Source organism: Microcoleus sp. Pol11C3 (assembly GCF_036701485.1).
GTDB lineage: Bacteria > Cyanobacteriota > Cyanobacteriia > Cyanobacteriales > Microcoleaceae > Microcoleus.
Genome location: NZ_JAUBQW010000037.1, coordinates 16,513 through 29,127 on the forward strand (window position 1 = coordinate 16,513; position 12,615 = coordinate 29,127).

Annotated in this window: 9 protein-coding genes; all 9 read right to left on the reverse strand. The window is 45.9% G+C overall.

The annotated features are described in order from the left end of the window. Nucleotides 1–4: 4 nt before the first annotated feature. Nucleotides 5–1,330, reverse strand: coding sequence for a hypothetical protein (locus QUA40_RS11225; protein WP_333125287.1), 1,326 nt, complete (start codon nucleotides 1,328–1,330; stop codon nucleotides 5–7). Between the two features lie 13 nt (nucleotides 1,331–1,343). Next, nucleotides 1,344–2,576 (reverse strand): SGNH/GDSL hydrolase family protein, encoded by a 1,233-nt coding sequence (locus QUA40_RS11230; protein WP_333125290.1) that lies wholly within the window; start codon nucleotides 2,574–2,576, stop codon nucleotides 1,344–1,346. A gap of 4 nt (nucleotides 2,577–2,580) precedes the next feature. Continuing rightward, nucleotides 2,581–2,745, reverse strand: coding sequence for a DUF5989 family protein (locus QUA40_RS11235; protein WP_333125293.1), 165 nt, complete (start codon nucleotides 2,743–2,745; stop codon nucleotides 2,581–2,583). Continuing rightward, entirely contained in the window at nucleotides 2,746–3,162 is a 417-nt protein-coding gene (locus QUA40_RS11240; protein WP_333125296.1) for an SxtJ family membrane protein, read from the reverse strand. A gap of 93 nt (nucleotides 3,163–3,255) precedes the next feature. Beyond that, a complete protein-coding gene (locus QUA40_RS11245) occupies nucleotides 3,256–5,232 on the reverse strand; it encodes a carbamoyltransferase (RefSeq protein ID WP_333125299.1) in 1,977 nt (658 codons plus the stop codon). Nucleotides 5,233–5,401: 169 nt separating this feature from the next. Then, nucleotides 5,402–5,887: a hypothetical protein gene (locus QUA40_RS11250; protein ID WP_333125302.1), complete on the reverse strand. Its 486-nt coding sequence runs from the start codon at nucleotides 5,885–5,887 to the stop codon at nucleotides 5,402–5,404. Between the two features lie 158 nt (nucleotides 5,888–6,045). Beyond that, on the reverse strand, nucleotides 6,046–6,966 hold the full coding sequence (locus tag QUA40_RS11255) for an NAD(+) kinase (RefSeq protein ID WP_333125305.1): 921 nt from the start codon (nucleotides 6,964–6,966) through the stop codon (nucleotides 6,046–6,048). A 618-nt stretch (nucleotides 6,967–7,584) separates the two neighbouring features. Further along, entirely contained in the window at nucleotides 7,585–9,177 is a 1,593-nt protein-coding gene (locus QUA40_RS11260) for a hypothetical protein (protein ID WP_333125308.1), read from the reverse strand. A gap of 88 nt (nucleotides 9,178–9,265) precedes the next feature. Then, nucleotides 9,266–12,615: cobaltochelatase subunit CobN (gene cobN, locus QUA40_RS11265; RefSeq protein ID WP_445301145.1), on the reverse strand; the 3,350-nt coding region annotated here is incomplete at its 5' end.

Below are 12,615 nucleotides of genomic sequence, written 5' to 3' on the forward strand. Positions count from 1 at the left end.
ACATCTATTTCGACTCCCTGACTACTTTAATAATCGAACTGGAAACATAGTTTGCCAATACTTCTTCTCCCACTGAATTATAGTGGCAGCAGGCATCTTTGTAAACCGTCTCTTTTGTATTATCTAAAATATTCACTGCGCTAAAAACATTAACCCCAGCTTTTTGCAAATCATCGACTTTGGACAACAATACCGGATAACCTTTTTCCACACCTTCAATGTAAGGACTCTTCTTGTCAATCGCGATTTCCTTTTCCTTTGCGGTAAACGCTCTCTTAGTAGGATAATACTGGTTGGGCTGGATAAAGTGAAAATACTTAATCTTTCTACTTGATAAAATTTGATTCATCGCGATCGACGATTCGTACCACATTGATGCCATTTTGTCAAAAGCAGCGGCATCCTGCAAAACAAAGTCTGCTTTGGGAATATATACTATATCGTTATTTGCCGTGTCTGGGTTGGATTGTTTGACTTGCCGATCGTACTTGACAACTGCTTGCTGGTAACTGTTGACTAATTGTCTCACTTGTAGCGAGGTAACAGCGTGACACAAAGCAAGTTGACAAGTTTGCAATTTGTCAATACCTGCTTTCAACTGTTTTTTGGTTTCGTTAATTTGCACGATCGAGCTCATCGCTTCCGGTGACAAGTTGTTGTTGGCTAAACCCGTCAGAGGCTGTATGTGCTGAACGCTGGGCATTCCTATTTCTACTTGGGCTTTGTTGTTTAAATTTGACAGTGCTACTTCGTTAAAACCGTCAATATTGATGACTAAATCTAACTCTTGACCCAAAGCCAAAAAGTAATTTAAAATTAATAATTGTTGGGGCTGTTTGTAGCCGCCGTTGCCAAAATTTAAAACAATAATTTCCTTGTTTGCAAATTCTGGATAAGCCTTCAATTTGTTAGACAATCTTCTAGTTACGTATTCATCTACTGCAAAGTTATTCGCCACTGAACCGCCAAAAATTCCGATAATAACTTGATTTTTATTGCTTTTAACAAACGGATATTGGTAGAGGGAAAAAAAGCCCTGCTTGTTGACTTTTAACTTTAATTTTTCATTGGTGAAAGCACCTTGTTTGAGTACATAGCCAAAAAGCGGGTGCAGTCTTTCTACGATTGATTCATCAAGTCTAATGCCGATTCTTTCAATATCCTCTACTACTTTTTCTTTGGATTTAATTCTGGTATAAAAAAACTCCTTTTGGTTGATAAAATAAAAAGCTAGCGATAAAGCTTCCAGACAAATAAAGGCGATCGCCAAATTAACCGCGATTATAATTAATATATTTTTGCCTTTTTCGACCGCCGGTGAATCTTTCATGAAATTTGACTGATTACGGTTGTTTTTTGGGGACTTGAGACTGCTTCAAGTGTTGGCACAAATTTCGGTTAATCAGGATACTGGCCAGCCGGTGCCCGAGTTCATTCCAGTGACCCCCACAGGGTACAGAATTCTCAAAACCGTGGGCGCAGACTTGATATTTTTCAGTGTAACCTTGGAACTGTTCGGCTAAATTCAGTACCCGAAAACCCTCGCGCGCGCCCAATTTTTCCAGCCGCCTCTCGGGATAAAACAAATCCTGAATGTTGTTTTTTGTCATAAAATCTTTTCGCGTCTGGGCTTCCGGTCTAACTTGCATCGGATCGCCGATCGTCACAACCAAGAAATCAGCATTTTTCTGCACGACTTCATTCCGCATCGTCACAATCAAACCCTCTGTCACCCTCCAAGCCTCGGACCAAGCTGCATCATGAGGTTCCTTGAGGTTTTGGGTACTTAACTCGGTAAAATCCTCCGATAGCTCCCGCTTTTTCCTATCTAAGTCTACCTTTTTAATGACCTGCAAAATTCGCGAATTGTTGACGAGCAAACTGGGCATCCGGTCTACGAAGGAAACTGCTCTTTGGTTGCGGTCGATCGGCGCCAGATTGCGAAAAGACATATCCGGTACTAACTTGCCACTAGCATCATAAGCAAAAAATGGTCGGTAGCGATCGTATTCTAGTTTCGGAGAATTATTTATCACATCATTGCCAATAAAAAAAGCAAGAATTACAATATCAGGACTGTAATCCCACACTTTTTTTCGCAGCATTATCAATTCTTGAGCAGTACCGTAACCCTGCACGCCGAAATTGATGACCTCAACATTTTTGCGTCCCTTAACGGCCTCGCAGTTGCCTAACTTTCGTTCCAATTTCGACCAGAAAGTTTGTTCGACAGGTACGTGAATTGCTTCGGTGAAGGAATCGCCCAAAACCGCCACGCGCAAAGTATTTGGAGGTTTGGCTTTTGTATGTTCGCGATCGCGCAAACCCTCGCTATTCACCTGCACAAAACTCGCACCTTCCTCATTCCACTCCCCCGACGCACCCGGTTTCAGCTTCCAGCCCAAATTCGGATCGGAAGTGTGGAAACGAGTTGGCGCCGAGTCTACAAAATCTCCTATTTTTGGATAGCCTTCAATACTCGCCACCCGCAATCCAACTTCACCAATTATCACCCCCATCAATAAACCACCGAGTGTCAAACCTAAATTGACACCCAAATTCTTCAACTTGCTCATTATTTCAAAACAGCGTGTAAATAAATGGAGCAATCACAGAACCGTGACTCAATACAATCAAAGCTCCCAAAAAGACTAAAGTCACAATGAGCGGTAACAGCCAATACTTTTGGCGTTCTTTCATAAACGCCCACAAATCTTTGATAAAATCTAAAGTTGCTTCAAACACTTAAAAAGGACGCTCCATACTAACTTTTGTTCTTGATTTACTTGGGATGCGGTAAGTATCCATTTTAGGATTGAGTTTGCGCCGCATTGCATCTTCGCCGAAAATGTTTTTGATCACTCCCATCGGCAAAATTACCAGGTAAAAAACTATCCCTAGGACGATCGGCGTTTGGATTTTGTGGAGGATGAGTCCAAAGCGCATCCACCCGTGATAAATGGGATTTAGCGATTTCGGCGCAACCAATGCTAGCACGATTAGGACTGCGCCGATTGCCCAGGGCAGCCAAAAGGGCAACCAAGGTATAGAATGTCTCCTCAGTAAAGGTACTAACCCGAACAGCACTGCAATCAGCCCGCCAATTAGCAGCCCGAAATCGCGCAGGCCTTTTTTATCGAGTTTTTTAATTTCGTCGCTCATTAGAAATTGGGAATTGGGAATTGGGAATTGGGAATTAGGAATTGGGAATTAGTTATTCGTTCCAACAAATAACTAATAACTAATGACTAATGACTAATCTAGTTCAAATTCATTTTTCCAAGCATCATCTTGTTTCCAAGGAATTTGTTCGGACTTGGGAAGCAAGTAATTTTCCAACACCAGATAGTCCATTTCGGTTCGCATGAAACAGCGGTAAGCATCCTCTGGAGTGCAAACAATGGGTTCGCCTCGGACGTTGAAAGAAGTATTTACCACAATAGAACAGCCAGATCGCTCTTCAAAATGGCTGATTAAGTCATAGTACCGAGGATTGGTTTCTTTGTGAACAGTTTGGATGCGAGCCGAGTAATCGACGTGGGTAACAGACGGAATCTCCGATCGCGGAATGTTGAGCTTTTCAATGCCAAACAACTGCTCTTGTTCGGGAGTCATCGGAATGCGGAGACTGGATTTGACAGGTGCTACCAATAGCATATAAGGGCTAGAATGGTCAATCTCGAAATAATCGGCAACTCGTTCGGCTAAGATTGACGGTGCAAAAGGTCGAAATGATTCCCGATATTTAATTTTCAGGTTCATCACCGACTGCATTTTAGCACTGCGGGGATCGCCAATGATCGATCGACCGCCCAGAGCCCGTGGCCCAAATTCCATCCGCCCCTGGAACCATCCAACCACATTTCCCTGTTCCAAAATCTCAGCCAACTGCGGCATTAATTCGGCATCGTCCAATCGGTGATAGCTGGCTTTTACAGCATCCAAATATTCGAGAATTTCTGCGTCAGTAAACCTTGGCCCCAAATATGAGCCGCGCATTTGATCGTGACAAGTTAAATGAGCAACAGACTTCGCCACAGTTGCCACCGCTTGGTTTGTAGTGAGAACTTCAGTCCTCTCCTCAACCGCTGCGTTTGTAGTGATAAGTTCAGTTTTGAGGGATTCTATACTATTTGCTGTCGAGTTCGCGCTCACAGTGCGAGTTTGTTCGCAATACTGATACCAAATCGCCAAAGCCGCGCCCAAAGCACCGCCAGCATCTCCCGCTGCAGGCTGAATCCAAATATCTTTGAAAATACCTTCCTGCAATAGTCTGCCGTTAGCAACGCAGTTGAGAGCAACGCCACCCGCAAGACAAAGATAATCGACATTCAATTCTTTTTTAACTGTTCTGCAAAGTCGCAAAACAACTTCTTCGGTAACAACTTGAATGGAAGCTGCAATGTCCATTTCTCGCTGAGTTAATTTTCCTTCAGCTTGACGCGGCGGCCCTTCAAACAGTTCGTCAAACTTCTTGTTTGTCATGGTTAAGCCAACTGTATAGTTGAAATAATCCATGTTCAAACGAAAAGTTCCGTCATCTTTGAGGTCTATTAAATAGTTGAGAATTTTGTCTACATACTTGGGTTCGCCGTAAGGAGCTAAACCCATGAGTTTGTATTCGCCAGAGTTGACTTTGAAGCCGGTGTAATAGGTGAAAGCTGAATAAAGCAAACCCAAGGAGTGGGGAAAATCGATTTCCCACTGAGGTGTAAGTTGGTTGCCGTCTCCCAGCCAAACCGAGGTTGTGGCCCACTCGCCCACGCCGTCGAGGCACAAAACGGCTGCTTTTTGAAAGGGGCTGGGGAAAAATGCTGATGCTGCGTGGGATTGGTGGTGTTCGGTAAATAGCAGAGATGGCAGTTTATTTGTTTTGCAGTTTGCTATTGCTGCCAGATCTCTTTTGAGCATGGTTTTGAGGTAAAGCTTTTCTTTGAGCCATATCGGCATGGCGGTTACGAAAGAGCGAAAACCTTGGGGTGCGTAGGCTAAATAGGTTTCGAGAAGGCGCTCGAATTTGACTAAAGGTTTGTCGTAAAAGACTATGCGATCGAGTTCCCGCAAATCTATGTTCGCTTCTTTCAAGCAATAAGCGATCGCATTCTTGGGAAATCTGGCGTCGTGCTTTTTGCGGGAAAATCTTTCTTCCTGCGCTGCGGCTATAATTTCTCCGTCGCGAATTAAGGCTGCGGCGCTGTCGTGGTAATACGCCGAGATTCCAAGTATGTTCATTCGTCTCCTCACAAATCGCAATGCGTTTGTATCTGACTATTTAGAATAGCTATCGATTATAGCTCTAGATGTGCTGATTGGGAATTGAGTTTTGCGATCGCCTCTAATTTTACCTGGATCGATGTCGGTGTGCTGCCCGAGGCCGATCGGCTGTTAGAGAGCATTTAAGCTAGCGCCGGCTTATCCTGCGCCCCCAAGCTCTGAAGTAAGTTACCACCGGGAATTGATAAAATTCACCGATCAACCACAGCACAATGCCTAAATGGGACAAAAAAGCTAAGCCTGTCCAAGCTGCGGGCAGCCACGACAACCGGCTGCCGGGAACCGGGGGAAAATAGTAAGCTGAAAGTCCCAGCAAGGTAGTGGGAAGGAAAATTAGACCCAGAGCCGCTGCTAAGTAGGGCCATCCAAATTCTACCCCTTCGAGGTGGGCTCCTATCCACTGTTTGCCGTTCCAGTGCCAAGTTACAGGCGGTTGGCGATCGGCCATTTGGAGCGATTGTCTTTCAACGCTGGCGGTATAAATGTGCTGGCAGAAGTTGCAAGCTAGGGCGTCCATCAGCGCTAGGGTGGAAATTTGACCCGTGCGGCACACGGGACAGGGATATGTATCTTGAGGGTTGAAAGGTCGGGTTGATTTTTTGAAAATCTGCATAGATCAGGCTGTTTGTCAAGATATTGAGCGATCTTAACAAAGTACAGAGATTATGCGTTGGCTGAGGGCCCTTTTTCTATGATTGTTGGTGATTTCACAGGTTTTTTCACGCTTACGGGCCCCACGGGTCAATGCAGTTTCATGGTGGAGGATTCGGATTAATTGCGGTGATTGTTGCTGTACCGAATTCTGGCTCCTGCCCAGTGAAGTTTTTCCCTCAAAGTGTTGTAATAAGAATAGTTTTCCCGCAAAATGATAAACTTGGCTTCGCAGTCTGCCCTCCTCACGTCTACGCGCTGTCCTGGCCAAATTGCAGTACCCAAAATGCCGTCTGTCCAGAGTTTTGTACTGAGTTCGTAATCTGCTAAAGGCCAAATGCTGACGACTGAACCGGGTGGTAGGACGATCGCCCGACTGGATAAACTCAAAGGGCAAATCGGAGTAACTGCGATCGCATCCATGCCGGGGTGAATAATCGGCCCGTTGGCAGATGCGGTGTAGCAAGTCGAACCGGTAGGAGTTGCCACAATTAAACCGTCGCCTTGATACTGATCGACTACTTCGCCGTCAACTTCCATTTCTAGAATACAGCTCGGCATTCGATCGGCTGAAGCAGGTTTGACACACATTTCATTGAGTGCCAAAAAGCGATCGCTTTCCGGTTCGAGATTAGTTCTGTTTCCCTCACAAATCGCCGCCTGCAACATCATCCGCTTCTGTACGGCATACCTGTCTTCCGAAAGTCTGTCCCAAATATCCTCAGTATTTTGGAAATCCTCAAAAGACTCGCTTAAAAAACCCAGATGTCCCCCCACATTCGCTGCCAAAATCGGGATGCCGTCAGCCGCCAAATTCCTCGCCGCAGCTAGGGCCGTACCGTCGCCCCCCAGCACTACCGCTAAATCAATTGGGTTGTTACTAGAAGCTAAAAACACCGGATACGGGTTATCTTTCGGGCCACTCGGCCCCATTAAAACGTGACACCCGCGACTTTCTAATTGGCGGGCACACTGTTCTGCCCACCGCTGGCTGAGGGTATCTCTGGCTTTGTGGGCGATAATTACTTGTTTTAGTTGCACAACCTATCGATTTTAGATTTTAGATTTTGGATTTTAGATGATTAGATTTTAGACCCACATTCCGCACTTCAAAATGTAATATGTAATTATTACACCTGTTTGGTAGTTTGGCAAACACCAAAACAGAAAAAGCTAAATATTTATACGCAAACAAAACAAATAAAACGTCAAATAACTCAGAACTTTCGTATTACTTGGCATACTACAAATTGACGTGCGGAATGTGGGTTTAGACTGAATTGCCGCGACCGGGACGATCGCAGTGCACATCCATTTTAGATTTTAGATTTTGGATTTTAGATGATTAGATTTTAGACTGAATTGCCGCGACCGGGACGATCGCACTGTACTCGGAAAAATATTATTCCGATGCCACAGGGCCTCTCCCCTCGGAGACTCTCCCTGTGGTTTATAGCAATTCCAAAAAGTAATCCAATTTTGGGCAAGCTGCAAACCATTATCTCACATCAATTCCGGTTAGATCGGAATGATTAAACCACAGAGGACGCAGAGGATACAGAGGAAGGCAAGAGCGATGAATAATTCCGATGAAGGGCGGATTTGATATCATCTGTCATTCCCAATTCTTTAATCGAAAATCGAAAATCGAAAATGGTATTATCCCTCGGTGCGGCTAGATTTGGGCCGCGGCCAGATAATGCTGGAATCGGCCGCGAGGAGGCGAGAAACTGCGATCGCCCCAAAGCGGTTGAGGTGGCTGGGGTCAAAAAAATAGTCGTTACGGCCCGGCCAGCGCTGCGACAAGTCGCGGAAAGCGAAGCCTTTTTGCCGCGAGAGTTGATCCATTCGCTGCCGGAACTGCTGTTCTGCCCACAGGCGAGTTCCGTCTAAGTAGTCGTTGGTGAGGGGCAAATTAACGAAAATTAGGGGAATTTTGCGAGCTTTGGTAAATGCTACAACTGAATTAAAGGCTGTTGCTTGTTTGCCTCCGAGGTTGAAGTTTTCGTAGTCGCGATCGTACTGGCCTGAAACGTAAGCGCGTTCTCGATAATAAGTGTTGGGATTGTACCTGCCCGACATAGCCATGAATCCGTTGGAGTCGATCAAATCTGCTAATTCGCTGACTTGCCTCATTGCTACTGTTGTCGGCTGCAAGACTGGAATCAATTGTGCTTTTTGGGTTCCTGCATCCGCTGTGATCGCTTTTAAATGATATCTTGCTGCATTTGAGGCAACGGGCAAGATGCCCGTTCCACTGGACAGGAATTTGAGTGTGGGGTGGGCATCTTGCCCGCCCCTGAAAGGTTGATCGACAGATGCCTGTGCTCTGCGGAAAGTATTGTTAGCGCAGGGCTGTGGGAATTTGTAACACAGCGGAATCTCGTTGGGTTCATCCGACGGCAGTTCGGGGCGAATGCCTGCTGCTAAAAGTTGGCTGCCTTCAGAATCCACGATCGAATTAAAAGTGCGATCGTCCCGGCCGCTGTTAAATCCCCGCACACCGTCCGCCCAGACAATCATTTGAGGCAAATGATCAGGCTTCAAAAGCCGCCGCAGTTGAAAGTCAACTACTTGTGCAGTTGCGCCGTTGACTGAAAAGTTAAATACTTTTAAGCCCGGACTGCCACTTTGGGCCAAAGATTGTTTTAGCTGTTTGGGATCGACACCCTGCAATGCGCGGGAACTACCGACAATCAAAACATCTGGTGGCCCGACCGCAGCAACGTAGGATAGGTAAAGTTCTAGTTGTTCGTTGAGCAAATCGCTGCTGAAGCTGACTGTACTGGCTTGCGATCGGGTTGCGCCCGCTTGCTGCTGGGAATAAACGAGGTTTCTCATGTACTCGATTACTTTTTTCTCCGCAAACGCCCGTCTGGGACTGCCGGGGGGAACGGCTTGCATCCAGGCGACGGCCTGCACCCACAGGGCGGCTACTTCGTCCCAGTCTTGTTTTGAATTGGCTGATTGAGCCAAATTAGAAGCTTGGGTGGCAAAGTTAACGGCCTCGGTGAAGCCATCGTTTTGGGGGCATGAAGAAACGCTGAGGGATTTTTTGGTTTGGTTGGCGTTTCTAGCTAACAGAGACGTTGGGGACTGCGCTAAGACTGAAGATGCGATCGAACCAGATGTCGCTGCGGTGTTGGGCTGCTTGGGGGACGAAGATCCGACTGTTAGCGCGAGCACGGCCGCTGTGGCGAAGGTACGTTTGAAGATGTTGGTACTGAGGCTAGCAATGTAGCGGCGAATCATACAGCTTTCAGCGAGCGCGAAATATTACTAGATATTACCGCAAACTGCCCATTTGTCTGCTGCCGCGATCGTGATGTTAATTGAGTATTTATGTATGGGATTCGATGACTGCTTCGGCTTGCAGGGCGATCGACCTCAATTTATCCAATGTATCCTGGTTCGCACTCTGCCATAACCCCCGCTGACGAGCTTCTAGCAATCTTTCCGCCATATCTCGCAGTGCCCAAGGATTGTTTTCTTGAATAAATGTCTGCACTTTCTCATCAAAAATGTAAGCCTCTGCGATTCCTTCATACATAAAATCCTCTACACAATTTGCCGTAGCATCGTAAGCAAACAAAAAATCAACAGTTGCTGCAATTTCAAAAGCACCTTTATAACCGTGTCGCATCGCACCTTCTATCCATTTGGGATTTACAGCCCTGCTGCGGTAAACCCGCGCAATCTCTTCTTTGAGTTGTCGCACTTTCGGATTCTCGGGAATCGAGTTATCCCCGAAATAGGTTTCAGGATTTTTGCCTTGCAAATTGCGAATTGCAGCAGTCATTCCGCCTTGGAATTGATAATAATCATCCGAGTCGAGGATGTCGTGTTCGCGGTTGTCTTGGTTTTGCAAAACTATTTGCATTTGGCCGAGGCGTTGTTCAAATGCTTCGGGTGCAGAACATCCCCATTCACTCTGTTTAACTCCTGCTAAATCTCCCGGCAAATTTGAGGAACTAGAGGAGGTATAGGCGTAACTGCTCCAATTAATGTAAGCTTTTGCTAAATCGCTGTCGTCTGTCCAGTTTTGAGCTTCAATTATGCCTTGAAGTCCTGCGCCGTAAGCACCTGGTTTTGAGCCAAAGACTCGAAATTGCGATCGCCCTTGCGCCTCTTCCTGACTCAAACCTGTAGATTCCCAATACTGAATCTCTGCTAGAACTTGTGCTGCTAAAGGATTATTTTCTGGAGATTCGTCTAAATCTGCCACAGCTTTTACCGCACTGTCAAACAAATCAATTAAGTTAAAAAAAGCATCCCGAAAAAATCCCGAAATTCGCAAAGTAACATCAACCCGCGGCCGTCCCAAAACTGAAATCGGCAATATTTCAAAATCTACAACCCGGCGCGAAGGCCCATCCCAAACTGGTTGAACTCCTATCAGCGCCAGCGCTTCTGCGATGTCGTCTCCCCCCGTCCGCATGGTGGATGTTCCCCACACTGACAAACCCAAAGTTTTCGGATATTCGCCGTTTTCTTGGGTGTATCTTTCGATTAAAGTTTCAGCAGCAACTCGGCCAACTCTCCAGGCGGTTTCTGTGGGGATGGCACGGATATCTACTGAGTAAAAATTGCGACCGGTGGGCAATACATCTGGTCTGCCGCGAGTGGGCGCGCCGGATGCACCGCTTGGTATGTGCCGCCCATCTAGTCCGCGCAACAGGTTGGTAATTTCTTGGTTTGTTTGGAGGAGTGAAGGTAAAAGATAGTTATTTATCCAGTTTAATTCTTGTTGGGTTGCTTCTCCTATTTGGATATTTTTGCCCGCAGATGAACCCGGATTAATGCGGATGTTTTCGATTAAAATTTCTACTAATTCGGCGGCTTTTTCTTCTAGTTCTGCTGTTAAATCGCCTGCTGTGCGGTGCTGAATTATTGACGTTGGAGCGCAGGTTAAGGGGTCAAAATCGTAGCCTGAGTCTTCTGCGAGGGCACGGGTTAAGCCCGATCGCCCGTTGGTGGGATGGCGGGCGATCGCAATTATCAAATCTCTCAACTGTCTACCTTCGGGACAGTGCCCGAAAATGTGCAATCCGTCGCGGATTTGGGATTCTTTGAGCTCGCAAAGATAGCCGTCGGTGCGAGTTATAAATTCTGTAAATTCCGATTTATTTAGCTGTATTCCTAAGTCTTTATCTAAGTTTTCTTTGTTGGTGAGGGCGAGAATGCGATCGCGAATCATCGGTAATCTAGACGGATCTAAACTTTGGGCTTCGCAATACTCATCAATTAAAGTTTCCAACTGCTGCAAAGGCCCGTAGAGTTCGGCGCGAGTCATCGGCGGTGTCAGGTGGTCAATAATCACCGCTTGCGATCGTCTTTTTGCTTGCGAACCTTCCCCCGGATCGTTGACAATGAAGGGATAAAAATTCGGCATCGCGCCTAATGCCACTTCTGGATAACATTTGTTAGACAATGCTATACTTTTACCGGGAAGCCATTCTAAATTGCCGTGTTTTCCGGCATGAATTATAGCGTCAATTCCCAACTTTTCTCGTAGCCAATAATAGTAAGCTAGATAATTGTGAGTGGGTTCTAAGTCTGGGGCATGATAGTTCAAACTCGGGTCAATTTCATATCCCCGCGATGGTTGAATTCCCACAAACACATTCCCAAACTGAATTCCCGGAATCGGAAAAGACATATTGTTACTTATTAAATCTTGTGCATAGCTGCCCGGAAGCCCCCATCTTTTACAAATCCCATCCTGTACTTCCTGGGGTAGAGTAGCAAAATATTTTTCATATTCTGCCAAATATAAAGATTGATGAACAGGCCGCAATTCGCGTCCTTCCGGGTCATTTGTCACGCCCGAAGTTAACAGTTCAATTAACTCGTTGCCACTAGCCGGGATGTTTTCAATTTGATAGCCAGCTTGCTGCATAGCTTTGAGGATTTCGACACAGCTAGCGGGCGTATCTAAGCCGACGCCGTTGGCTAAGCGGGCGTTGCGAGTGGGGTAATTTGCTAGAATTATGGCGATGCGTCTGTTAGCGGCTGGGGTTTGTTTCATTTTCACCCAGTTCGCGGTTAAATCTGCTACAAATTGAATGCGATCGCCCGCTGCTACATAGCCTACTACATCTGTTTCTAATTCGCTGTTCCAAGTCTGTACCGCTTTAAAAGAAACAGCCCTAGTAATGATTTTTCCGTCTACTTCTGGCAATGCTACATTCATCGCCACATCCCGGGGCGAAAGTCCCTGAAGTTCCGTTTCCCACTGTTCCAAACCGCCACCGCTGAAGATTGCTTGCAATACGGGAACGTCTAAGGATTTTAAGCTGTTTTGTTCCGGTTCTTGACTGCTGAAACCGGAGACTGCAAAACTTGTGGTGTTGAGCAATAATTGAATGGGTTCTGATTCTTTGGGCTGGAAATATTCCAGCAATTCTATTTGCAAATCTGGTTCGCGCAAAGAAGACACAAAGACGGGAATCGGTACTAAGTTTCGCTCTGCTAGAGCTTGACAAAGTGCATCAATTGGTGCTAAGTTTCCTGATAAGTAATGAGCACGATAAAATAAGATTCCGACTTTAGCCAGGGTTGGTAAATTTAATAAATTATCGGGTAACTTATTTTGTATTGTGGAGCAGGCCTCATTTTGTATTGTGGAGCAGGCCTCATTTTGTATTGTGGAGCAGGCCTCATTTTGTATTGTGGAGCAGGCCTCATTTT